This is a genomic window from Aeromicrobium terrae (genome assembly GCF_008039565.1).
Classification (GTDB): Bacteria; Actinomycetota; Actinomycetes; order Propionibacteriales; family Nocardioidaceae; genus Aeromicrobium; species Aeromicrobium terrae.
The window spans coordinates 536,805-558,974 of sequence record NZ_VDUX01000001.1 but is presented as its reverse complement, the minus strand read 5'-3'; the positions used below and the strand labels follow the sequence as shown (position 1 = coordinate 558,974).

The following is a 22,170-nucleotide window of genomic DNA, read 5'->3' as shown; positions in this document are numbered from 1 at the left end:
GACCTGTGAAAACGATCGACGACCTGGGTGACCTGCGTGGTCGCCGCGTGCTGGTCCGCAGCGACCTGAACGCCCCCCTCGAGGGGAGCACGATCACCGACGACGGCCGCGTCCGCGCGAGCGTGCCGACCCTGAAGAAGCTGGCCGACGCCGGCGCCAAGGTGCTCGTGGTGGCCCACCTCGGGCGCCCGAAGGGTGAGCCCGACCCGGCGGCGTCGCTGCGTCCGGTGGCCGAGCGGCTCGGCGAGCTGCTCGGCGCCGACGTGAGGTTCGCCGAGGACACGGTCGGCGAGGACGCGCAGCGCGTCGCCGGCGAGCTGCAGGACGGCGAGGTCGCCGTGCTGGAGAACGTCCGCTTCAACGCGGGGGAGACCAGCAAGGACGACGACGAGCGTGGTGCCTTCGCCGACGAGCTCGCCGCCCTGGCGGACGTCTTCGTCTCCGACGGCTTCGGTGTCGTGCACCGCAAGCAGGCCAGCGTCTACGACGTGGCCACGCGCCTGCCGGCCGCCGTCGGGGGCCTCGTGCTCAGCGAGCTCGAGGTGCTCAAGCGGCTCACCGAGGACCCGGAGCGCCCCTACGCGGTCGTGCTCGGCGGATCCAAGGTGTCCGACAAGCTGGGCGTCATCGACCACCTGATCGACAAGGCCGACTCCCTGCTGATCGGCGGCGGCATGGTGTTCACGTTCCTCGCGGCCCAGGGCCACGAGGTGGGGACGTCCCTGCTGGAGTCCGACCAGCTCGACACCGTCCGTGGCTACATCGAGCAGGCCGTCGAGCGCGGCGTCGAGCTCGTGCTGCCCACCGACATCGTGGTCGCCCCGGAGTTTGCCGCCGACGCGCCCCCCACCGTGGTGGCGGCGGACGCGATGCCGTCCGACCAGATGGGGCTCGACATCGGCCCGGAGTCTGCGCAGCGGTTCGCGGAGGCGATCGGCGAGGCGAGGACGGTGTTCTGGAACGGGCCGATGGGCGTCTTCGAGATGCCGGCGTTCGCCGCCGGGACGAAGGCCGTCGCGCAGGCGCTCGCCGACCTGGACGGCCTGTCCGTCGTCGGTGGCGGCGACTCCGCCGCCGCGGTCCGCCAGCTCGGCTTCGCCGACGACGACTTCGGCCACATCTCCACCGGTGGTGGAGCCAGCCTGGAGTACCTGGAGGGCAAGACCCTCCCCGGACTCGCCGTACTGGAAGGTGACGCCTGATGGCCCGTACCCCGCTGATGGCCGGCAACTGGAAGTCCAACGTGAACCACCAGGAGGCCGTCGTCCTGGTGCAGAAGCTCGCCTGGACGCTGCAGGACAAGAAGCACGACCCGGCGAAGGCCGAGGTGGCCGTCATCCCGCCGTTCACCGACATCCGCAGCGTGCAGACCCTCGTCGACGGCGATCGTCTCACCATCCGGTACGGCGCCCAGGACGTCTCCGAGCACGACGGCGGCGCCTACACCGGTGAGATCTCGGCGGCCATGCTGGCCAAGCTCGGCTGCGCCTACGTGGTCGTCGGGCACTCCGAGCGCCGCGAGTACCACGGCGAGACCGACGCGGTCGTCAACACGAAGGCGGCCAAGACCCTGGCGGCCGGAATGACGCCGATCGTGTGCGTGGGCGAGGGACTCGAGGTCCGCCAGGCGGGGGAGCACGTCCCCTTCACGCTGGCGCAGATCGACGGATCCCTGGCCGGATTCACGCCCGAGCAGGTCGCTGGGCTGGTCGTCGCGTACGAGCCGGTGTGGGCGATCGGCACCGGCGAGGTGGCCACTCCGGAGGACGCCCAAGAGGTCTGCCAGGCGATCCGCGGGCGCGTCGCTGAGACCTTCTCGCCCGAAGCGGCGGACTCGTTGCGTATCCTTTACGGCGGATCGGTGAAGGCGGCGAACATCGCCGCGATCATGGCCAAGTCCGACGTGGACGGCGCCCTGGTCGGCGGTGCCAGCCTCCAAGCGGAAGAATTCGCCGCCATCGCCCGTTTCTACGACATGCCGAACCTCGGCTGACCCAGACGAAGGACTCGACGTGATCCTCCTGTTCTCCATCATCCTCGCGATCTCGAGCGTGCTCATGATCGTGTTGATCCTCATGCACAAGGGACGTGGCGGAGGTCTGTCCGACATGTTCGGCGGTGGCATCTCCAGCTCCCTGGGCGGCTCGTCCGTCGCGGAGCGCAACCTCGACCGCATCACCGTCGGCATCGCCGCGGTGTGGGGTGTCTGCATCGTGGCCCTCGGGCTGCTCCTGAAGGTGAGCAACTGAGGTGGCCGCCGGCGCCATCCGGGGCAGCCGTATCGGCTCCGGCCCCATGGGCGAGGCTGAGCGCGGAGAGGCCGCACCGCGTCAGTCGGTGACGTACTTCTGCAGCAACGACCACGAGACGGTGCTGCAGTTCTCCGTCGAGGCCGAAGTCCCGGACTCCTGGGACTGCCCGCGCTGCGGCATGCCCGCCAGCCGGGACGAGGAGAACCGTCCCACGGCCCCGAAGATCGAGCCGTACAAGACGCACCTCGCCTACGTGAAGGAGCGCCGCAGCGACGCCGAGGCCGCCGAGATCCTCACCGAGGCCCTGGAGACCCTCCGCACCAAGCGGAAGTCCGGCGAGATCATCTTCTGACCGCTGACGAGGGACTTCCGCCCCGCTGACGAGCGGATTCCGGCACCCTGACGAGCGGATTTCGGCGTCGAGCGGCGCCGGAACTCTCTCGTGGGCGGGCCGGAACTCTCTCGTCAGCGGGCCGGAAGTCTCTCGTCAGCGAGACGCGGCGGCCTCGTCGAGGAGCCAGAGCGTCTCTCGACGCCCGGTGACGCCGCGGGCGGGAGTCTCGTCGACCGTGCCGTCGTCGGCGAGCGCTCGCGCGACCGCGTCGGCCTTGCCGTCGCCGGCCACGATGAACCAGGCCGCCTCGGTGTGGTTGAGCGTCGGCAACGTCATGGAGACGCGCACAGACGGCGGCTTGGGGGAGTCGAACACCTCCACGCACGCCCGCGCGGTCTCGTGCAGCTGGTCGAAGCCCGGGAACAGCGATGCCACGTGGCCGTCGGGGCCCACGCCGAGGAGCACGACGTCGAACGGCTCGGACGGGAGCGTCGCGGCGTACTGGTCGGCCGCCTGGGCGGCGCTGAGCGAGCAGTCGTTGCCGGCGACGCTGTGCACGCGGGTGGCGCCGACGCGGTCGAGGAACGCGTCCCGGGCCTGCTGGTCGTTGCGGTCCTCATGGCCCTCGGGGACGAAGCGCTCGTCGCCGAACCAGAGCTCGACGTCGGACCAGTCGGCGCCGTCGGCGTCGATCAGCTCGTACGCCGCGATCGCGATCGTGCCCCCGGTGAGGACGACCTTCGGGGTGCGGCCCTCGGCCTGGATCTCCGCGACGCGCGCGGTGAGGCGGGCGGCGATGTCCGCGGCCAGCGACCCCGCGTCGGAGTGGACCTCGACCGTCACGAGGTCTCCAACAGGTGCTTCAAGGTCTTGGCGTAGACGTCGTCGGCGTCGAGCCGGCGCAGGTCCTCGGCGAGCAGCTCGGCCAGGGTGCGGCGGCCGAGCGGCACCTCGCGCGGAGCGGACCCCGGGACGCTGAAGTGGCAGGCCGAGTCGCTGATGCGCTCGATGCAGACCTCGCCGGCGGCCGTGGTCAGCAGGACCTTGCTGATCTGCGCCGTGGTGCCCTTGCGCATGGTGATCGGCACCTTGAGTCGGCTCTCCAGCCAGGCGACCAGGAGCGCGGCGACCGGGTTGCCTGGTCCGACCTCGACGGACCCGCCGGTGACCTTCTCGGTGGCCTGGTCCAGGGCCGCTGCCAGCAGGGCTCGCCACGGAGTGAGGCGCGTCCAGGAGAGATCGGTGTCGCCCGGTGCGTAGTGGCGCCCGGTGGCCTTCAGGGTGCGGACCGGCGTGCTCGTGCGTTCGGCGTCGGTGATGCGGCGCCGCGCGAGCTGGCCGATCGGGTCCGCCGACGGGTCGGTGGGCCCGTGTCCCGGCCACCAGGCGACGACGGGGGAGTCGGGCAGCAGGAGCGGCAGGACGACGGACTCGGCGTGCTTGGCGACGGGGCCCCTCAGCCGCAGCAGGATGGACTCGCCGGCGGCGTCCTCGCCGACCTGCACGGTGGCGTTGAGCTGGGGGCTCCCGCGGCCGTCGCCGATGACGATGGCGATGACGCGGGCCGGGTGCTCCATCGAGAGGGTGGCCGCCGTCTTCAGCGCGTCGCCCACCGTCTCGTCGTCGGTGATGATCAGCAGCGTCAGCACCATGTCCATCGCCGGGCTGCCGGCCGCGATGCGCGCCTTCACCAGCGCCTGGGCGATCTCCGGCGAGGTGGTGTGCTCCAGCGAGATCCTCACGGGCGCCTCCAGGTCCGGCCGTCGCGCGCGATCATCGCGTCCGAGGAGGCAGGGCCCCACGTGCCGGCAACATAGGTGTCGATGCGGGACTGCTTGGCCCAGTGCTCGATGACCGGGTCGAGGATCTCCCAGGCCAGCTCGACCTCCTCGAGCTGCGGGAACAGCGGCGGATCGCCCAGGAGCACGTCGAGGATCAGCCGCTCGTACGCCTCCGGGCTGCTCTCGACGAACGCGCCACCGTAGGCGAAGTCCATCAGGACGTCGCGGATCTCCATCGTGGTGCCGGGCACCTTGGCCCCGAAACGCAGCGTGACGCCCTCGTCGGGCTGGATCCGCATGACGAGCGCGTTGCTGCCGAGCTCCTCGACGTCGTGCTTGGCGAACGGCTGGTGCGGCGCCGGCTTGAACACGACGGCCACCTCGGTGACCCGGCGGCCGAGCCGCTTGCCCGCGCGCAGGTAGAACGGGACACCGGCCCAGCGTCGGGTGGCGATGTCGATGCGCATCGCCGCGTACGTCTCGGTGGTGGACGACTGCGGGATGCCCTCCTCCTCGAGGTACCCGGCGACCTGCTGCCCACCGGCCCAGCCGGACACGTACTGGCCGCGCGCGGTGTGGAAGTCGAGGCGCGGCGCCGGACGTGCGTTGGCCAGGATCTTCTGCTTCTCGATCCGCAGGCTCGACGCCTTGAACGACACCGGCTCCTCCATGGCGATGAGCGCCATCAGCTGCAGCAGGTGGTTCTGGATGACGTCACGCGCCGCGCCGATGCCGTCGTAGTAGCCGGCGCGGGTGCCGATGCCGATGTCCTCGGCCATCGTGATCTGCACGTGGTCGACGTAGTTGCTGTTCCAGATCGGCTCGAACATCCCGTTGGCGAACCGGAACGCGAGGATGTTCTGGACGGTCTCCTTGCCGAGGTAGTGGTCGATGCGGAACACGCTCTCCGGCGGGAACACGTCGGAGACGATGCTGTTGAGCTCCTTGGCCGACGCGAGGTCGTGGCCGAACGGCTTCTCGATGACGACGCGGCGCCAGCCGCCGTTCGACGCTCCGCCGTCACCGTCGGACGTGGCCAAGCCGTGCTTCTTGATCTGGGAGACGACGACGGGGAACAGCCCGGGCGGGATCGACAGGTAGAACGCGTGGTTGCCGCCGGTGCCCTGCTTCTCGTCGAGCTCGCGCATCGTCTCGCCGAGCCGCTCCCACGCGGCGTCGTCGTCGAACTCGCCGGGGACGAACCGGATGCCGGCGGCCAGCTGCTTCCAGACGGTCTCGCGCCACGGGGTGCGCGCACCCTCCTTCGCGGCGCTCTTGATCATCCCGGCGAACTCCTGGCGCCCGAAGTCGTGCCGGGCGAAGCCGACGAGCGCGAAGCCGGGTGGCAGCAGGCCGCGGTTGGCGAGGTCGTAGACGGCGGGGATCAGCTTCTTGCGGGCGAGGTCGCCGGTGACGCCGAACAGGATCAGGCTGCAGGGGCCGGCGATGCGCGGCAGGCGACGGTCCTGCGGGTCGCGCAGGGGGTTGTGGGTGGCGCTCACGTCAGCAGCTCGCGCAGCGTCGGCAGGGCGGCCTCGACGTCGGCCAGGTGCAGGCGCAGGACGGGACGGCCGTGGTCGCGTAGCACCTGGGCGTCGCCCTCGGCCTGCGAGGCGATGAACTGGCCGAACGTGAAGTCGCGACCCGGCACCGGCAGGTCGTCGACCGGGTCGGACGTCAGCTGCAGGAAGACGCCGTTCGGCGGACCGCCCTTGTGGTACTGACCGGTGGAGTGCAGGAAGCGCGGCCCCCAGCCGAACGTGACCGGACGGCCGGTGCGCTGCGCGAGCACCTCGCGGAGCCCCGCGTAGGCCGGGTGGCCGATCCGGTCCAGGTAGGCCTGGATCGCCACGTAGCCGTGCGAGAGGTCGAGCTGGTCGAGCAGCGCGGTGACGGCCGCCTGGACGGAGTCCGCCTCGATGCCGTACGCCGTGATGCCGTCGCCCTGCGCCGTCGGGTCCTCGCTGGAGGACTGGCCGAGCCGGTCGCGGGCGGCCTGCTTGGCGCTCTCGACGTCGGGCTGGTCGAACGGGTTGATGCCGATCAGCCGCCCGGCGATCGCGACGGCGGTCTCCCACAGCAGCATCTGCGCGCCCAGAGGACCGCCGACGGCCGCGCCGTAGCCCGACTGGGCCTCCGGGGCGGCCCTGCCGCCGATCGCCACCAGCACCGAGTCGGCGGTGCTGGGGTAGAAGTTGACCGCGTTCTCGAACGGCACGACGACCGGCAGGATGCCGCGGCCGATCTTGCCGGTGGACTCCGCGACCAGCTGCTCGATCCAGTCGCCGAGGCCGGCGCGGGTCTGGTCGGCGAGCACGAGCTTGTCGACGTGGTGCCGGTTCGCGACGCCGAGCACGGCGCCGAGGCGCAGGGCCGGGTTGTCGGCGTCGTCCAGGGTCAGCGAGGGGGCGAGATGTTCGGCGTCGTCGAGGAGAGCGCCGATGTCCGCACCGGCGAGGCCGCTCGGCACCAGGCCGAACGCGGTGAGCGCTGAGTAGCGGCCGCCGACCTCGGGATCGGCGTGGAAGACGCGGTAGCCGGCCTCCGTGGCCTCGCCGTCGAGCGGGGAGTCCGGGTCGGTGACGACGACGATGTGGTCGCTGGGCGTCAAGCCGGCATCGGCGAACGCCTGCTCGTAGGCGCGGCGCTGGCTGTCGGTCTCGACCGTGCTGCCGGACTTGCTCGACACCACGACGATGCTGCGCTCGAGCCGGTCGGCGAGCGCGCGCCGCACCATGTCCGGCTGTGACGAGTCGAGCACCGTGAGCTCCACCTCCGCGGCGCGGCAGATGACCTCCGGCGCCAGCGACGACCCGCCCATGCCGCAGAGCACGACGTGGTCGAGACCGCGGTCGTTCAGGTCGCTGCGCAGGCTCTCGATCTCCGCGACGAGGCCGCGGGACTTCGTGGCCGCATCGGTCCAGGACAGCCGGATGCTCGCCTCGTGCTCGGCGTCACGCCCCCAGAGCGTCGCGTCGTGGCCGGCGAGGCCGGACGCCACGCCGTCGTCGATCAGGCGCCGCAGCGCGTGCTCGAAGCCCTGATGCGGGACGTCCAGGGTCAGGGCGACGGAGTCGGCCATCGCCTAGGCCTTGTCGAGCTCGTTCGAGACGGTGTCGCGCAGCTCGGCCCACGAGGTGTCGAACTTCTCGACGCCCTCCTCCTCGAGCACCCTGACGACGTCGTCGTAGCTGATGCCTTCGCGCTCGAGGGCGGCCAGGACGTCGCGGGCGTCGTCGTACGTGCCGTGGACGGTGTCGCCCCTGATCTCGCCGTGGTCGGCGACGGCCTTCATCGTCTTCTCCGGCATCGTGTTGACCGTGTTGTCGACGACGAGCTCGTCGACGTACATCGTGTCGGGATAGGCCGGGTCCTTCACACCGGTGGAGGCCCACAGCGGGCGCTGCTTGTTGGCGCCGGCGGCCTCCAGCTCGATGAAGTCCGGGCCGGAGAACACCTCCTCGTACGCCTCGTAGGCGAGCCGGGCGTTCGCGATCGCGGCCTTGCCGCGCAGCGGGTGGCCGTCGCCGAGGCGCTTGTCGATCTCGGTGTCGACGCGGCTCACGAAGAACGACGCCACCGAGTGGATCGTGCTGAGGTCGTGGCCGCCGTCCTTGGCCTGGCGCAGGCCCTCGAGGTACGCCTCCATGACGCCGCGGTAGCGGTCGAGGGAGAAGATCAGCGTGACGTTGACACTGATGCCGGCCGCGATGGTGGCGGTGATGGCCGGCAGGCCCTCGACGGTGGCCGGGATCTTGATGAACAGGTTCGGCCGGTCGACGCGCTTCCAGAGACGCTGGGCCAGGTCGACCGTGTGGTCGGTGTCGTTCGCGGCGCCCGGGTCGACCTCGATGGAGACCCGGCCGTCGACGCCGTCCGTGGCGTCGAAGACGTCGCGCAGGACGTCGCACGCCTGCTGGACGTCGGACGTGGTGAGCTCGAAGACGGCGTCGTCGACGCTCGCGCCATCGGCCTTCAGCTGGGCGACCTGCTCGCTGTACTGCTCCCCGTCGGAGAGGGCGTTGGCGAAGATCGTCGGGTTGGTGGTGACGCCGACGACGCCGGACGTCTCGACGAGCTCGGCGAGGTTGCCGGTGACGATGCGCTCGCGCGACAGGTCGTCGAGCCAGATGGACACCCCCGCGTCACGGAGGGCTTGCAGCTTCTCGTTCATGCGGACTCCTTGTGGGTGGTCTCGATCAACGCGGTGCCGGACCGGTGGGTGCGTCCGGGTTGTCGCCGGGCCCGACCGGTCCGGCCGGACGGGCGTGGAACGCCACGCCGCCCGTGGTCTTGGCGGCGGCGATCGACTCCTTCGCGGCGGCCACCACGGAGTCGGCGGTGATGCCGAACTTCTCGTAGAGCGTCGCGTAGTCGGCGGAGGCGCCGAAGTGCTCCAGGCTCACGGTGCGGCCGGCGTCGCCGACCACGTCGCGCCAGCCGAACGCCACGCCGGCCTCGACGGAGACGCGGGCGCGCACGCTCGGCGGGATGACGCTGTCGCGGTAGTCGGCGTCCTGCTGCTCGAACCACTCGCGGCAGGGCATCGACACGACGCGGGCCTGGACGCCCTCGGCGGCAAGGGACGCGCGCGCCTCGACGGCCAGCTGGACCTCCGAGCCGGTGGCGACGAGGACGACGTCCGGCTCGCCCTCGCTGTCGAGCAGCACGTAGGCGCCCTTGGCGACGCCGTCGACGGCCGCGAAGCCATCGGTGCCGCGCGGGAACGTCGGCACGTTCTGCCGGCTCAGCGCGAGCGCGGCGGGTCGGTCGGTGTGGCTGAGCACGGTGCGCCACGCGGCGATCGTCTCGTTGGCGTCGGCCGGGCGGACGACGTCGAGGCCAGGAATCGCGCGCAGCGCGGCGAGGTGCTCGACCGGCTGGTGCGTGGGGCCGTCCTCGCCGAGACCGATCGAGTCGTGGGTCCAGACGTAGGTGACCGGCAGCTCCTGCAGCGCGGCGAGCCGCACCGACGGACGCATGTAGTCGCTGAACACCAGGAACGTGCCGCCGTACGGGCGGGTGGGGCCGTGCAGCGCGATGCCGTTGAGGATCGCGCCCATGGCGTGCTCACGGATGCCGAAGTGCAGCAGGCGGCCGTACCAGTCGCCCTGGAAGGACTTGGTGGACCGCTCCGGCGGCAGGAACGACGGCTCGCCCTTGGGCGTCGTGTTGTTGGAGCCGGCGAGGTCGGCCGAGCCGCCCCAGAGCTCCGGCAGCTGCGGAGCCGCCGCGGTGAGGAAGTCGCCGGACGCGACGCGCGTGGCGACGCCCTTCTGGTCGGCGTCGTAGGACGGCAGGTCGGCGTCCCAGCCGTCCGGCAGCGCGCGGTCGTGGAGGCGGTCGAGCAGCGTCTTGGCGTCGGGGTTCGACTCCGCCCACGCGGTGAACTTCTCGTCCCACTCGGCGTGCGCCTCGGCGCCGCGGTCCTTGACCTCACGGGCCCGGGCCAGGACGTCGTCCTCGACGATGAACGTCTCGTCCGGGTCGAAGTCGAGCTCGCGCTTGGTGGCCGCGACCTCGTCGTCCCCGAGCGCCGAGCCGTGGGAGGCGCCGGTGTTCTGCTTGGTTGGGGCGGGCCACGCGATGATCGTGCGCAAGACGATCAGGCTCGGCCGGTCCGTCTCGGTCCGCGCCGCCGCGTAGGCGTCGTAGAGCGCGGGGACGTCCTCGGTGTAGCCGGTGCCGCCGTTGGTCCAGTCGACGGTCTGCACGTGCCAGCCGTACGCCTCGTAGCGCTTCGCGACGTCCTCGCTGAAGGCGACGTCGGTGTCGTCCTCGATGGAGATCTGGTTGTCGTCGTAGAGCACCGTGAGGTTGCCGAGCTGCTGGTGGCCGGCGAGCGACGACGCCTCGGAGGAGATGCCCTCCTGGAGGTCGCCGTCGGAGGCGAAGACGTAGACCTGGTGGTCGAAGACGCTCTCGCCCGGGGCGGCGTCGGGGTCGAGCAAGCCGCGCTCGCGGCGGGCCGCCATGGCCATGCCGACGGCGTTGCCGATGCCCTGGCCGAGCGGACCGGTGGTGACCTCGACGCCCGGGGTGTGGCGGTACTCCGGGTGGCCCGGCGTCTGGCTGCCCCACGTGCGCAGGCTCTTCAGGTCGTCGAGCGACATCGGGTAGCCCGAGAGGTACAGCTGGATGTACTGCGTGAGGCTGGAGTGGCCGCAGGACAGCACGAAGCGGTCGCGCCCGATCCAGTGCGGGTCGGCGGGGTCGTGCCGCATGATCCGCTGGTACAGGAGATAGGCGGCGGGGGCGAGGCTCATCGCCGTGCCGGGATGGCCGTTTCCGGTCTTCTGGACGGCGTCCGCGGCGAGCAGCCGAACGGTGTCCACCGCCCTGTCGTCGAGCTTGGTCCAGTGCAGTGCGGGGGTTGCGGTGGTCACCAGCAAGGACTCCTGATCCGTAGCGATGATGGGCGCCTCTGCGACTCTTCGAGCCGTCGCCTCGACCCTACTGCGGTCGGTCTAGACTCTGCGACGTGAGTGCCCTCGAGACGTCGACGCCATCGGCCGTCTCTGCACCCGTACCCGAACGGGCTCGGACCACGCACGTCGTGGGTGCCTACGTCGCCCTGATGAAGCCGCGGATCATCGAGCTCCTGCTGCTGACCACCGTCCCGGTGATGTTCCTCGCGGCCGAGGACGTCCCGTCCTTCTGGCTCGTGGTCGCCACCGTCGTCGGCGGCACGCTGTCGGCCGGCAGCGCCAACGCGCTGAACTGCGTCGTCGACGCCGACATCGACGTCAAGATGCGTCGCACCGCGCGTCGCCCGCTGCCCAAGCACGAGGTCTCCAGCCGCTCCGCGCTGGTCTTCGGCGTCGCGCTCGGCGTCGTCTCCACGCTCTGGCTCGGGTTCTTCGTCAACTGGCTCTCATCGGGCCTCGCGCTGGCCGCCAACGTGTTCTACGTCGTCGGCTACACGATGATCCTCAAGCGCCGGACCACCCAGAACATCGTCTGGGGCGGAGCGGCCGGCTGCTTCCCGGCGATGATCGGCTGGACGGCCGTCACCAACGAGCTCGCGTGGACGCCCGTCGTCCTCTTCCTCGTCGTGTTCTTCTGGACGCCGCCGCACTTCTGGTCGCTCGCGATGCGTTACCGCGAGGACTACGCCGCCGCCAACGTGCCGATGCTGCCGTCCGTCACGACGTCGCGGGAGGTGGCGAGCCAGATCGTCACGTACTCCTGGGTCATGGTCGCCACGTCGGTCGCGCTGTGGCCGGTAGCCGGCATGGGCTGGTTCTACACCGGCATGGCGCTGACGCTCGGCATCGTCTTCCTGGTCGAGGCCTACGACCTCAAGGCGCGCTCCCGCGAGACCGAGGAGCTCTCCGTCATCAAGCCGATGCGGCTGTTCCACCTGTCGAACGCCTACCTCGCGCTGCTGTTCGTCGCCGCGGCGGCGGACCCCTTCCTCAGGTGAGACTCGGCAGGGGTGCCGGGCCCTGGGCGGCCAGATGAGCGCAGGCGACTGGTCCCTCGAGGCCGGCGTGACGATGAAGGTGCGCGAGGTCGGGCCGGACGACTGGCAGGTCTGGCGGCTGCTGCGGCAGCGCTCCCTGACCGAGGACCCGCAGGCCTTCGCCGCGTCCACCGAGCACTGGACCGGCGACCTGGACACCGAGGAGAGGTGGCGGGACCGCCTGGTCCAGCCCGGCGCCTGCTTCGTCGCCGAGCACGGAACCGCCCCGGTCGGCATGGTCGCGTGGCGGCCACGCGACGACGGGGGTGCCGAGCTCATCTCCATGTGGGTGGCTCCCGGTGTCCGTGGCCGCGGCGTGGGCCGCGCGCTCGTCGGGCGCGTGGTGGCGGAGACGGCCGGGCGACCCCTGCGCCTGCGCGTCATGGACGGCAACGAGGACGCCATCCGGCTCTACCAGCGGTGCGGCTTCGTCCTCGACGCGTGCGACGCGGACGACGAGGGGTGCCGGGTCATGCTTCGCCAGGCACACTGAGTCGGGTGACGACACCGGCGCACCGGCTCGAGGCGCTCGCGGGGGACGACCACCTGCTGGCGCGCTTCGTGAACCGGTTCCGGCGTGCCGGGCTGCGTGGCCTGTTGGCCGACCTGAACCGGTCGGCGACGCGGGTCGAGGTGCCGGCCGAGGCCGCCGTCGACGGCTTCACCTGGGAGCCGAAGGACCGATCGACCCGGCGCTGGTGGCCGCAGGGCATCACCACGTCGGCCGACGCGTACGGGGCGGACCCGAGCGGCGGGATGTTCGAGGGCCACAGCGTGATCGTCACCAGCTGGTACGCCCGCGGGATCATCGGGCGGCTCTGGCTCGGGTCGCGGCTCACCGTGCTCGACGCCGGTGGCGACGGTGACGCGCCCTACCGCCACGTCCTCCTCGTCGAGCCCCGGAGACGCTTCGGGCTGCTGTGGCTGAAGACCGTGCGCGTCCACGCGGGCGGCATCGTCTGGTACGGCAAGCACCTCTTCGTCGCCGGCGGTCCACGCGGCATCCGCGTCTTCCGGCTCGACGACCTGGTGCGCGTCCGCAACCCGCTGCGTGCCCGCGGCTACCGCTACGTGCTGCCCCAGACCAGCGCGTACGCCCCGGGCGTCGACGAGGGGAAGTCGATGACCTACTCGTTCATGTCGCTGGACCGGGCCGGCGAGGAGGATCACCTGGTCGTCGGCGAGTACGGGCGACGCGGCGGCTCGCACCGCCTGATGCGGTACGCGATCGACCGCGACACCGAGCTGCTGAAGGGCGACGATCGCGGCTTCGCGTTCCCCACCGAGCTGCACGACCAGCAGGTCGAGCGGATGCAGGGCGCCGCTCTCGCGCACGGCACGTGGTTCCTGACGTCGAGCATGGGCGAGGGGAACCCCGGCGACCTCTGGGTGGGGAAGCCGGGTGAGTACCGGCGGCACCGCGGCGTTCTGCCGACCGGGCCGGAGGACATCACGTACCTGCCCCAGCGGCACCAGCTCTGGACGCTGACGGAGTGGCCGGACCGGCGCTGGGTCTACGCGATCGACGCGGAGCGCTGGGCGTCGGCCGAGTGAACCGGCACGACGACCGCCACGAGCAGCCGGGTCGTCACCGCCACCAGCACGGCCGCACCGACGAGGTGGGCGGCGACGATCGCCACTGGCAGATCGGTGAAGTACTGGACGAACCCGATGACACCCTGCGCCAGCTCCACGGCGAGCACGAGCCGGACCGCGCCCGCGGCCGCGTGGTTGCGGAGCACGACGAGGAGCAGCACCGTGAGCCCGATCAGCAGGTACACGGCGCCGGCGTGGATGTGGCTCATCACCTGGGGGTTGAGGCCGTTGCGCGGGACCTCCGCGTCGCCGGCGTGCGGGCCGCTGCCGGTGACGACGGTGCCGAGGTACACGACGACGGCCACCATCGCGCCGAGGGCGCCGGCGATCATCACGGCGGCCGGCGGGACGTCGACCCGCTGGAGGCCGCGGACGTCCATGATGAGCACCATCGAGCCGGCGACCAGCAGCATCGAGAGCAGCAGGTGCAGCGAGACGATCCACGGGTTGAGGTCGGTGAGCACCGTGATCCCGCCGATCACGGCCTGCAGCGGGATCCCGAGGGCGAGGACCACCGCGAGGCGCCGGCGGAACGGCGTCGTCGCCGCCCACCGCCAGATCGCGACCAGGGTGCCGACGGCGATCGCGGTCAGCACGTAGGTGAGCACCCGGTTGCCGAACTCGATGACGCCGTTGATGCCCAGCTCGCGGTGCGGCGTGAAGGACTCGGGGGTGCACTTCGGCCACGTGGGGCAGCCGAGGCCGGAGCCGGTGAGGCGCACCAGGCCACCGGTGAGGACGAGCGTCGCGTTGGCGACCAGCGACGCCCACGTCCAGCGGCGGACCGCGGTGTCGGTGGGTGTCAGGAGCGCCTTGTCCAGGGCCGGGTTCACTCCCATCGGAACGTCCTCCCCGTCGCGACGCCGGCCACGGCACCCCACACGAGCAGGACGACGACCGGCAGGAGGCCCGGACCGGAGCCGGCGAACGCGTCGCGCAGTCCTTCGCCGAGCGCACCCGACGGCAGCAGCTCGAGCACGTGCCGGGTGCCGCCGGGGTACCGCTCGAGCGGGACGATGAGCCCGCCGCCGACGAGCAGCACGACGTAGACGAGGTTGGCGACCGCGAGCGTCGCCTCGGCCCGGAGAGAGCCGGCGATCAGCAGCCCGAGCGCCCCGAACGCGAACGTGCCGAGCACGGCGAGCAGGACGAGCCAGCCGAACGCCTCGGCGCCGCCGTGGGGGTCCCAGCCGACGAGCTGCGCCACCAGCGCCAGCACGACGAGCTGCGCGATCTCCACGACGACGACCGCGCCGATCTTGCCGACCATGAGTCCCCACCGCGGCAGCGGGGACGCGCCGAGCCGCTTGAGCACGCCGTACCGGCGCTCGAAGCCGGTGGCGATCGCCAGTGACGTGAACGACGTGGACAGCACGGCGAGGGCCAGGACGCCCGGCGTGATGATGTCGATCGGCCGGCCGGGTCCGAGGTCGACGATCTCGTCCGACCGGGTGCCCATGACGAGGAGGAGGAGCGGGATCACGAGGGTGAGCAGCAGCTGCTCGCCGTTGCGCGCCAACAGCTTGAGCTCCATCGCGGCTTGAGCGCGCAGCATGGGGCCGGTGGCCGCGGCGCCGGGCCGGGGGGAGAGGTCGAGGGTGCTCATCGGAGGGCCTTCCCGGTCAGCTCGAGGAAGCGGTCCTCCAAGGTCTGCCGCTCGACGAGCACCGACTCGGCGAGCACGCCCTGAGCGGCGCACCACGACGTCAGCGTGGCGAGCAGGCCCGGGTCGACGTGGCCCGCGATGACGTAGTGGCCGGGCTGCTGCTCGTCGACCTTCGTGTCGTCCGGAAGGGCCCGCATCAGGTCGATGACGTCCAGGCCCGGTCGGGCCGTGAACCGCACGGTGTTCTTGGCGCCGGACTCGGCCAGCTCCGCGGGCGTGCCCGAGGCGATCACGCGGCCGGCGTCGACGATGTGCACGACGTCGGACAGCGCTTCGGCCTCGTGCATGAAGTGGGTGGTGAGCACCGTCGTGACGCCCGCGGTCCGGAGCTCGTCGACGAGGTCCCAGGTGGCGTGGCGGGCCTGCGGGTCGAGCCCGGCGGTGGGCTCGTCGAGGAACAGCAGCCGGGGCCGGCCGACGACGGCCATGGCGAGGCTGAGCCGCTGCTGCTGGCCGCCGGACAGCCGGCGGTAGGGCGTGCTCCCGCACGCGCCGAGCCCGAGCCGCTCGACCAGGGCGTCGACGTCCAGCGGGTGCGCGTGCAGCGACGCCATGTGCCGGAGCATCTCGCCGGCACGGACGCCCGACCAGGCGCCGCCGGACTGGAGCATCACGCCGACGGCGGGCCGCAGCGTCGCAGCATCGGCGATCGGGTCGAGCCCGAGCACGCGGACGCTGCCCGACTGCGGGCGACGGAATCCCTCGCAGGTCTCGATGGTGGTGGTCTTGCCCGCGCCGTTGGGGCCCAGGATCGCCGTCACCGTCCCCGGTGAGACGTCGAGCGAGAGCCCGTCCACCGCCGTCACCGCGCCGTAGCGCATGACGAGGTCGTGCACCTCGACGGCCGGCTGGGTCACCTCCACAGTCTAGAGAGGCGGCGACGCCCGCCTCCGGGGAGGCGGGCGTCGCGTCGATGAGTCAGGCGTCACCAATAGTGGGCTCGTCCGCCGAAGCCGCGGCCGGCGCGGCCCATCAGCATCAGGACGAGACCGACGATCAGCAGGATGATGCCGATCGTGTACAGGACCGGGACGCCGATCACGAGTCCCAGGATCAACAGGATCGCTCCGAGGATGATCATGACTACTCCCTCTTCCAGAGCGTCGACACGATGTCGCCGCGTCCCAAGGATGAGGCTGCTCGGAGGTCGGCGCATGTCGAGCGCGGACGTGAAAGTCTGTGGTCATGGACCTGCCCGTGATGCCGCCCGTCCAGCCGATGCTCGCGAAGTCGGTCAAGGGGGTGCCGGCAGTGGACTCCGTCGACGGGGGACTGTCCTACGAGCCGAAGTGGGACGGGTTCCGAGCGATCGTGTTCCGCGACGGTGACGAGGTGGTGCTCGCCAGCCGGTCCACCAAGGAGCTGACGCGCTACTTCCCGGAGGTCGTCGACGCCGTCCGCGCGAACCTGCCGGAGCGCTGCGTGGTGGACGGCGAGATCGTGGTCGCCCTGAACGGCCGCCTGGACTTCGACGCCCTGTCGCAGCGCATCCACCCGGCCGACTCCCGGGTCCGGATGCTCGCCGAGGAGACACCGGCCAGTCTCGTCGCGTTCGACCTCCTGGCCATCAGCGACGAGTCGCTCATGGACGCGCCGTTCTCCGAGCGTCGCGACCGGCTGGAGCAGGCGCTCGCGTCCGCCGCCCCGCCGGTGCACGTCACGCAGCGGACGGTCGACGCCGACGAGGCCGAGCAGTGGTTCGACCGGTTCGAGGGCGCCGGGCTCGACGGCGTCGTGGCCAAGCGGCTCGACGGTCCGTACGTTCCCAACGGCCGGACGATGCTGAAGATCAAGCACTCGCGCACGGCTGACGTCGTGGTGGCGGGCTACCGGCTGCACAAGACGTCCACCGAGGAGCGCCCTCTGCTCGGGTCGATGTTGCTCGGCCTCTACTCCGACGACGGGAAGCTCCAGCACGTCGGCGTCTGTGCGTCGTTCAGCGAGGCGCGACGCGCGGAGCTGCTGCAGGAGCTCGACCCGCTCCGGGTCGACTTCGCCGACCACCCCTGGGGCGCCTGGCAGGACGAGGCGGCGCAGGCGAGCGGCCGACTACCCGGCGGCCAGAGCCGGTGGACGGGCACCAAGGACCTCTCGTTCGTGCCCCTCGCTCCCACGCGAGTGGCCGAGGTCGGCTACGAGCACATGGAGGGTGACCGGTTCCGGCACACCGCCCAGTTCAAGCGCTGGCGCGACGACCGCGAGCCGGAGTCCTGCGGCTACGCGCAGCTCGAGGAGGTCGCCACGTACGACCTCAAGGACGTCCTGCTCTGACCTACTCGAGGCCTAGTGCGTCGATGGCGTGCTGCGCCATGCCGGCCTCGCCCTTCACGTTCGGGTGGATGACCGCCAGCTTCGGGACCAGCACCGGCTCGACCCAGCGGACGTCGGCACGCTGGCACGCGTCGCGGCCCTCGGAGACCTCGGAGAAGTCGAGGAACTCGATGCCCGTGTCGTCGGCCGCGCGCTCGATGGCGTCGGACAGCGTCTGCTGGATGCCGCGCAGGTACGGGATGTCGCCGCGGGCGAGCGGCATGACCGGGAAGCAGCCGCGCGTCGGCGGGATCAGCCACAGGTAGTTGGCCGCGACGATCCGCGCGTTCGGCGCCTTGGCTTTGACGGCGGTGAACGCCGCGACGAGGTTCGCGTACGTGCTGGTGCGGATGGTCTCGGCGAAGGAGTCGCCGTACTTCTTCTCGCACGGGTTGCCGAGGCCGAGGTGGCTGATCGCGGCGGCTCCGCACTTGCCGGCGACGTTGAGGAGCGTGCCGTTGTCGTTGCCGCCGATCGTGAACGTCACCAGGTCGGTGTCGGCGGACAGGGCGTCCAGCTGCGGTGCCACGCCGTCGTACTGCGAGCCGGTGAAGTCCTTGGTCTGCGCACCGCCGCACGAGACGTCCGTGAGGCGGTAGCCCTTGGCGATCGCGATGTCGTGCGCCCAGTTGCGTGCCGACTGCAGGCAGCGGGGGTCGAAGCCGCGCGCGAGCGGCAGGTTGCCCGACCCGGCGCTGTACCTGTCGCCCAGGTTCACGTAGTCCACGTCGGGATCGGCATGGGCTGCGCCGAGATTCCCCATGACGGCGAGGACTGCTGCAAGGATGACGACGACGCGCTTCATGGCGACTCCGGTCTCGAAGGGACGGTGCCCAGATGCTACCGATCGGTAGGACTTTGTCATGACCCAGTGGAGTCGTGGCGAGCTGGCGGAGGCGTTCGCCCACTACGGGACCGAGGTCCAGGCCGCGTCCGACGCGAGGGACTGGGGACGCTTCGCCGACCTGTTCACCGAGGACGCGACCTACGACGAGCACCTGTACGGCACGTTCACCGGCCGCGAGCAGATCCGCTCCTGGATCGTCGAGACGATGACCACCCGGCCCGGCTCCTGGATGCCGTCGTTCCCGGCCAGCTGGTCCGTGGTCGACGAGGAGCGCGGCCGCATCGTGTGCGAGATCCTCAACCGGATGCAGGACCCGGGCGACGGCTCGATCCACGAGGCCACCAACATCACGATCCTCACCTACGCCGGCGACGGCCTCTTCTCCAAGGAGGAGGACGTCTACAACCCGGCCAAGTTCGTCACGGCCATCAGTGCGTGGGCGAAGGTCGCGCACGAGCACGGCACCCTCGACGACGAGGACATCGCCTGGCTCGACGCGGCGATGCCGGGGTGGCGCTGACCCCGGTCAGGACTGGACCCGCTTGCCGTCCTCGTCCCAGTGGTCGGCGACCTTCTTGCTCGGCTGGACCCGCGGGGGCTCGCCGGGCATCTTCGGGTACTCCGGCGGATACGGCATGTCCGGCAGGCCGCGCTCGACGTCGGAGCGCCAGAGGTCGAGCATCGGCTCGAGCGACTGCTGCACGTCGTCAATGGCGGCCATCGGGTCGCCGATCGAGGCGAGCCGGGCGGGCACGGTGCGCAGGGTGAACTCGCGCGGGTCGGTGAGGTCCGCCAGCTCGTCCCAGGTGACGGGGGTGGAGACCGGACCACCTTCCTTGGGCCGGAGGCTGTAGGCGCTCGCGATGGTGCGGTCGCGGGAGTTCTGGTTGAAGTCGACGAAGACGTTGTCGCCGCGCTCCTCCTTCCACCAGGCCGTGGTGACGCCGTCCGCGCGACGCTCGAGCTCGCGCGCGAACCCGATCGCCGCGTGCCGGACGTCGGTGAACGTCCAGCGCGGCTCGATGCGGAGGTAGACGTGCACGCCGTTCTTGCCGCTCGTCTTCGGGAAGCCGACCAGGCCGAGCTCGTCGAGCAGGTCCTTGGCCGCGCCGGCGACGCGCACGGCGTCGACGAACGACGTCGATCCGTACGGGTCGAGGTCGATGCGCAGCTCGTCGGGCCGGTCGTTGTCGTCCGCGCGCGTGGGCCACGGGTGGAACGTGATCGTGCCCATGTGGGCGGCCCAGGCCACGACGGCGACGTGGTCTGGACACAGCTCGTCGGCGATGCGCCCGGACGGGAAGTGCACCCGCGCCGACCTGGCCCACTCGGGCATCCCGCGCATCAGTCTCTTCTGGTAGAACGCGTCGCCCTGCGGCCCGCGGCCGTGCGTCGCGTCCCGCGCGGTGAGCCGCATCCCGGGCAGCACGCCCTTGGGCCAGCGCTCCAGCGACGTGGGCCGGTCGCGCAGGGCCCGCACGATGCCGTCGGCGACCGCGACGTAGTACTCGACGACCTCCAGCTTGGTGACGTCCGGGCCGAGCTCGGAGGCCGGGAAGATGACACGGTCCGGGCTCGACACCCGGACGGCGCGGCCACCGGCGTCGACCTCCACCGCCGCAGCCTTTGACGCCATGACCTCACCTTATGCGTGGGAACGCTCCGATACGTTGATCCTCGTGTTCACCTCCGTGGGTCGTTTCATCTCTCGTCATCCCTGGTACGTCATCGCCGCGTGGGTCGTCATCGCGGTCGTCGTGGTCATGACCGCGCCGGCCCTGACGTCCACCACCGACGAGGCCGAGTTCCTGCCCGACCACTACGAGTCGATCAAGGCGGAGACGATCCGTGCCGACGCGTTCCCCGGACAGGGCAGTCCCGGCGCGATCCTGGTGTTCGACCGCAAGGACGGCGGCAAGCTCACCGATGCGGACAGCGCCGACGTCACGCGGGTGATGGACGAGCTGAACCAGGATCTGCCCAAGGTGTTCACGCCGGGAGCCGCGCAGCCGCCGGCGGAGAACCGGCTCGTGCAGATCGGCGCGGTCGGGCTGGCGGACAACGCCACCGGCTTCGACACCCCCTCGATCGACGGTGCCAAGGAGCTGCGCTCCACGCTCAAGGACCTCGTCAAGGGCACCGACCTGCGCGTGCAGACCACCGGCGCCGCACCCCAGAGCCTCGACTCGCAGGACTCGTCGGAGAAGACGCTGGCCATCGTCGGCATCGCCACCATCGGGCTGATCATCGTGCTGCTCGCGATCATCTTCCGCAGCGTCATCATCTGCTTGCTGCCCATCGCCGTGGTGGCGCTTGTCTCGACGATCGCCAACGGCCTGATCGCCTGGGCGAACGAGGCGTTCGACCTCAAGGCGGACAGCTCCATCGAGGTCATCCTGATCGTGGTGCTGTACGGCATCGGCACCGACTACATCCTGTTCCTGCTGTTCCGCTACCGGGAGCGGCTGCGCACCGGCGAGGAGCCCAAGGAGGCGATCGTCCACGCCCTCGGCCGGGCCGGCGAGGCCATCGCGTCGGCGGGCGGCGCGGTGATCGTCAGCTTCATGGCGCTGGTCCTCTCGTCGCTGAGCATCTTCCGGTCCATCGGTCCCGCGCTCGCGATCGCCGTCGCGACGACGCTGCTGGCCGCACTCACCCTCGTGCCGGCGTGCATGCGCCTGCTCGGACGCGCCCTGTTCTGGCCGTCCAAGAAGTGGGCCGTGCCGTCCACCGGCAGCCGGTTCGCGCGGATCGGCACGACGCTGGGGGAGCGGCCCGCCCGGTTCGCCCTCGCCTCCGGCATCGCGCTCGCCGTGCTCGCCATCTTCGCCATCGGGTTCAACCCGTCGTTCGACTTCAACTCCAGCCTCCCCAAGAACCTGGAGTCCACGAAGGCGCTCGACACGTTGCAGAAGGGTCTGCCCAAGGGAGCCACGGATCCCACGGCCGTCATCCTGAAGTCCGACGATGGCAAGCCCATCCCCGCCTCGGACCTGACCGCGTTCCGGTCCGACCTCGCGGCGCTCGACGGCATCGCCGCCGTCGCTCCGGCCACCCCGTCCAAGGACGGCTCCACCGCACTCTTCAACGCGCTGCTCGAGGGCGACCCGGGCTCCGACGCCTCGATCGCCGCGGTCAAGGGACCGATCCGCGACGGCGCGCACGCGGCGGCGCCGAACGGCACCGAGGCCCTCGTCGGCGGCACCACGTCGGTGTTCGTCGACCTCCAGAAGGCGATGAACCGCGACTACTCCATCGTGTTCCCGGTGGCCGCGCTGGTGATCATGATCATCCTGGGCCTGCTCCTGCGCAGCCTCGTCGCGCCGTGGTACCTGATGGCGTCCGTGGGCCTCGGGTTCGGCGCCACGCTCGGTGCCACCGTGATCCTCTTCCAGCACGTGAAGGGGGAGTCCGGCCTCATCTTCATGCTGCCCATCTACATCTATCTGTTCGTCGTCGCGCTGGGCACCGACTACAACATCCTGATGATCGCCCGGCTCCGCGAGGAGGCACGAGAAGGCAAGGACTCGCGGGCCGCTGCCGCGGAGGCGGTCCGTCATGCCGGTCCCACGATCGCGGCGGCCGGACTGATCCTGGCCGGCACGTTCGCGGCGCTCATGCTCGGCGGAGATCCGCTGATCCAGTCGATGGGCTTCGCCCTCTCGTTCGGCATCTTCGTGGCGGCGTTCGTGATGGCGATGTTCTTCACGCCGTCGCTCACCGCGCTCATCGGGCACGCGGCCTGGTGGCCCGGACACGGCGACGAGGCCCGGGATCACGCGGAAAAACCGATTCACTGAGCAGGTTCGGCATGGTCCTTTCGGGCCATGGCCCCCTCCTTTCGGGCTACTTGACAGTGAACCCGTACATCGGAAACCTGATCCGCAACTTCTGACTTCGCTCGGGATCTCAGTCGCCT

22 protein-coding genes are annotated in these 22,170 nt (G+C 71.0%); 10 read left to right on the top strand and 12 right to left on the bottom strand.

Annotated features, from left to right (window positions below; all coding sequences use genetic code 11):
- Nucleotides 1-5: 5 nt before the first annotated feature.
- From FHP06_RS02775 to FHP06_RS02760, 4 genes are read left to right on the top strand one after another with little or no spacing between them, the layout of a single operon-like run.
- Complete coding sequence (locus FHP06_RS02775) at nucleotides 6-1,202, top strand: phosphoglycerate kinase (RefSeq protein ID WP_147683527.1); 1,197 nt, start codon at nucleotides 6-8, stop codon at nucleotides 1,200-1,202.
- On the top strand, nucleotides 1,202-1,993 hold the full coding sequence (gene tpiA, locus FHP06_RS02770; protein WP_147683525.1) for a triose-phosphate isomerase: 792 nt from the start codon (nucleotides 1,202-1,204) through the stop codon (nucleotides 1,991-1,993). The genes FHP06_RS02775 and tpiA overlap by 1 nt, the downstream gene beginning before the upstream one ends.
- Nucleotides 1,994-2,012: 19 nt before the next feature.
- Nucleotides 2,013-2,249, top strand: a complete 237-nt coding sequence (secG, locus tag FHP06_RS02765) for a preprotein translocase subunit SecG (protein WP_147683523.1) — start codon at nucleotides 2,013-2,015, stop codon at nucleotides 2,247-2,249.
- A 1-nt stretch (nucleotide 2,250) separates the two neighbouring features.
- On the top strand, nucleotides 2,251-2,604 hold the full coding sequence (locus tag FHP06_RS02760; RefSeq protein WP_147683521.1) for an RNA polymerase-binding protein RbpA: 354 nt from the start codon (nucleotides 2,251-2,253) through the stop codon (nucleotides 2,602-2,604).
- Between the two features lie 135 nt (nucleotides 2,605-2,739).
- Here the strand turns inward: FHP06_RS02760 and pgl are convergent, their stop codons facing one another.
- From pgl to tkt, 6 genes are read right to left on the bottom strand one after another with little or no spacing between them, the layout of a single operon-like run.
- Nucleotides 2,740-3,429, bottom strand: a complete 690-nt coding sequence (gene pgl / locus FHP06_RS02755; protein WP_147683519.1) for a 6-phosphogluconolactonase — start codon at nucleotides 3,427-3,429, stop codon at nucleotides 2,740-2,742.
- Nucleotides 3,426-4,328: a glucose-6-phosphate dehydrogenase assembly protein OpcA gene (locus tag FHP06_RS02750; protein ID WP_147683517.1), complete on the bottom strand. Its 903-nt coding sequence runs from the start codon at nucleotides 4,326-4,328 to the stop codon at nucleotides 3,426-3,428. Before FHP06_RS02750 ends, pgl begins: the two co-directional genes overlap by 4 nt.
- Nucleotides 4,325-5,869 carry a glucose-6-phosphate dehydrogenase gene (gene zwf / locus FHP06_RS02745; protein WP_147683515.1) on the bottom strand — a complete coding sequence of 515 codons (1,545 nt, stop codon included), beginning with the start codon at nucleotides 5,867-5,869 and terminating at the stop codon, nucleotides 4,325-4,327. The genes FHP06_RS02750 and zwf overlap by 4 nt, the downstream gene beginning before the upstream one ends.
- Nucleotides 5,866-7,449 carry a glucose-6-phosphate isomerase gene (locus tag FHP06_RS02740; protein WP_147683514.1) on the bottom strand — a complete coding sequence of 528 codons (1,584 nt, stop codon included), beginning with the start codon at nucleotides 7,447-7,449 and terminating at the stop codon, nucleotides 5,866-5,868. Before FHP06_RS02740 ends, zwf begins: the two co-directional genes overlap by 4 nt.
- Nucleotides 7,450-7,452: 3 nt before the next feature.
- Nucleotides 7,453-8,541 carry a transaldolase gene (gene tal / locus FHP06_RS02735; RefSeq protein ID WP_147683512.1) on the bottom strand — a complete coding sequence of 363 codons (1,089 nt, stop codon included), beginning with the start codon at nucleotides 8,539-8,541 and terminating at the stop codon, nucleotides 7,453-7,455.
- Between the two features lie 25 nt (nucleotides 8,542-8,566).
- Nucleotides 8,567-10,753 carry a transketolase gene (tkt, locus tag FHP06_RS02730; RefSeq protein WP_230973384.1) on the bottom strand — a complete coding sequence of 729 codons (2,187 nt, stop codon included), beginning with the start codon at nucleotides 10,751-10,753 and terminating at the stop codon, nucleotides 8,567-8,569.
- A 95-nt stretch (nucleotides 10,754-10,848) separates the two neighbouring features.
- Between tkt and FHP06_RS02725 the strand changes: the two genes are divergently transcribed.
- The 3 genes from FHP06_RS02725 to FHP06_RS02715 are packed head-to-tail and all read left to right on the top strand — an operon-like array spanning nucleotide 10,849 to nucleotide 13,386.
- A complete protein-coding gene (locus FHP06_RS02725) occupies nucleotides 10,849-11,793 on the top strand; it encodes a heme o synthase (protein ID WP_147683508.1) in 945 nt (314 codons plus the stop codon).
- 34 nt (nucleotides 11,794-11,827) lie between these two features.
- Nucleotides 11,828-12,325 (top strand): GNAT family N-acetyltransferase, encoded by a 498-nt coding sequence (locus tag FHP06_RS02720; protein ID WP_147683506.1) that lies wholly within the window; start codon nucleotides 11,828-11,830, stop codon nucleotides 12,323-12,325.
- Nucleotides 12,326-12,330: 5 nt separating this feature from the next.
- The gene (locus tag FHP06_RS02715; protein WP_147683504.1) at nucleotides 12,331-13,386 is read left to right on the top strand and encodes a hypothetical protein; all 1,056 of its coding nucleotides are present in this window, start codon (nucleotides 12,331-12,333) and stop codon (nucleotides 13,384-13,386) included.
- On the opposite strand, the gene FHP06_RS02710 is transcribed toward FHP06_RS02715, so the two are convergent.
- From FHP06_RS02710 to FHP06_RS15845, 4 genes are all read right to left on the bottom strand, one after another.
- Nucleotides 13,347-14,267, bottom strand: a complete 921-nt coding sequence (locus tag FHP06_RS02710; RefSeq protein ID WP_147683502.1) for a COX15/CtaA family protein — start codon at nucleotides 14,265-14,267, stop codon at nucleotides 13,347-13,349. The genes FHP06_RS02715 and FHP06_RS02710 overlap by 40 nt on opposite strands.
- A complete protein-coding gene (locus FHP06_RS02705; protein ID WP_147683500.1) occupies nucleotides 14,258-15,034 on the bottom strand; it encodes an ABC transporter permease in 777 nt (258 codons plus the stop codon). Before FHP06_RS02705 ends, FHP06_RS02710 begins: the two co-directional genes overlap by 10 nt.
- Complete coding sequence (locus FHP06_RS02700; RefSeq protein WP_230973383.1) at nucleotides 15,031-15,951, bottom strand: ABC transporter ATP-binding protein; 921 nt, start codon at nucleotides 15,949-15,951, stop codon at nucleotides 15,031-15,033. Before FHP06_RS02700 ends, FHP06_RS02705 begins: the two co-directional genes overlap by 4 nt.
- Before the next feature lie 68 nt (nucleotides 15,952-16,019).
- Nucleotides 16,020-16,175, bottom strand: a complete 156-nt coding sequence (locus tag FHP06_RS15845) for a DUF6131 family protein (RefSeq protein WP_187271747.1) — start codon at nucleotides 16,173-16,175, stop codon at nucleotides 16,020-16,022.
- A 104-nt stretch (nucleotides 16,176-16,279) separates the two neighbouring features.
- Between FHP06_RS15845 and FHP06_RS02695 the strand changes: the two genes are divergently transcribed.
- On the top strand, nucleotides 16,280-17,365 hold the full coding sequence (locus FHP06_RS02695; protein WP_147683498.1) for an ATP-dependent DNA ligase: 1,086 nt from the start codon (nucleotides 16,280-16,282) through the stop codon (nucleotides 17,363-17,365).
- Nucleotide 17,366: 1 nt separating this feature from the next.
- Here FHP06_RS02695 and FHP06_RS02690 read toward each other — a convergent pair whose 3' ends face one another.
- Nucleotides 17,367-18,209 carry an SGNH/GDSL hydrolase family protein gene (locus FHP06_RS02690; protein ID WP_147683496.1) on the bottom strand — a complete coding sequence of 281 codons (843 nt, stop codon included), beginning with the start codon at nucleotides 18,207-18,209 and terminating at the stop codon, nucleotides 17,367-17,369.
- Nucleotides 18,210-18,267: 58 nt separating this feature from the next.
- Here FHP06_RS02690 and FHP06_RS02685 point away from each other — a divergent pair, with 58 nt between their 5' ends.
- Complete coding sequence (locus FHP06_RS02685) at nucleotides 18,268-18,771, top strand: nuclear transport factor 2 family protein (RefSeq protein WP_147683494.1); 504 nt, start codon at nucleotides 18,268-18,270, stop codon at nucleotides 18,769-18,771.
- Between the two features lie 6 nt (nucleotides 18,772-18,777).
- On the opposite strand, the gene FHP06_RS02680 is transcribed toward FHP06_RS02685, so the two are convergent.
- Nucleotides 18,778-19,887, bottom strand: a complete 1,110-nt coding sequence (locus FHP06_RS02680; RefSeq protein ID WP_147683492.1) for a DNA polymerase domain-containing protein — start codon at nucleotides 19,885-19,887, stop codon at nucleotides 18,778-18,780.
- A 43-nt stretch (nucleotides 19,888-19,930) separates the two neighbouring features.
- Between FHP06_RS02680 and FHP06_RS02675 the strand changes: the two genes are divergently transcribed.
- The gene (locus tag FHP06_RS02675; RefSeq protein WP_147683490.1) at nucleotides 19,931-22,051 is read left to right on the top strand and encodes an MMPL family transporter; all 2,121 of its coding nucleotides are present in this window, start codon (nucleotides 19,931-19,933) and stop codon (nucleotides 22,049-22,051) included.
- Nucleotides 22,052-22,170: the final 119 nt, after the last annotated feature.

Bases quoted from the DNA above. Each gene is read 5' to 3' on its own strand.
- FHP06_RS02740 (WP_147683514.1), bottom strand. From the start codon at position 7,449: ATGGCCGACTCCGTCGCCCTGACCCTGGACGTCCCGCATCAGGGCTTC.
- FHP06_RS02695 (WP_147683498.1), top strand. From the start codon at position 16,280: ATGGACCTGCCCGTGATGCCGCCCGTCCAGCCGATGCTCGCGAAGTCG.
- FHP06_RS02705 (WP_147683500.1), bottom strand. From the start codon at position 15,034: ATGAGCACCCTCGACCTCTCCCCCCGGCCCGGCGCCGCGGCCACCGGC.
- FHP06_RS02685 (WP_147683494.1), top strand. From the start codon at position 18,268: ATGACCCAGTGGAGTCGTGGCGAGCTGGCGGAGGCGTTCGCCCACTAC.
- FHP06_RS02710 (WP_147683502.1), bottom strand. From the start codon at position 14,267: ATGGGAGTGAACCCGGCCCTGGACAAGGCGCTCCTGACACCCACCGAC.
- FHP06_RS02690 (WP_147683496.1), bottom strand. From the start codon at position 18,209: ATGAAGCGCGTCGTCGTCATCCTTGCAGCAGTCCTCGCCGTCATGGGG.
- FHP06_RS15845 (WP_187271747.1), bottom strand. From the start codon at position 16,175: ATGATCATCCTCGGAGCGATCCTGTTGATCCTGGGACTCGTGATCGGC.
- FHP06_RS02720 (WP_147683506.1), top strand. From the start codon at position 11,828: ATGAGCGCAGGCGACTGGTCCCTCGAGGCCGGCGTGACGATGAAGGTG.
- tpiA (WP_147683525.1), top strand. From the start codon at position 1,202: ATGGCCCGTACCCCGCTGATGGCCGGCAACTGGAAGTCCAACGTGAAC.
- FHP06_RS02680 (WP_147683492.1), bottom strand. From the start codon at position 19,887: ATGGCGTCAAAGGCTGCGGCGGTGGAGGTCGACGCCGGTGGCCGCGCC.
- tal (WP_147683512.1), bottom strand. From the start codon at position 8,541: ATGAACGAGAAGCTGCAAGCCCTCCGTGACGCGGGGGTGTCCATCTGG.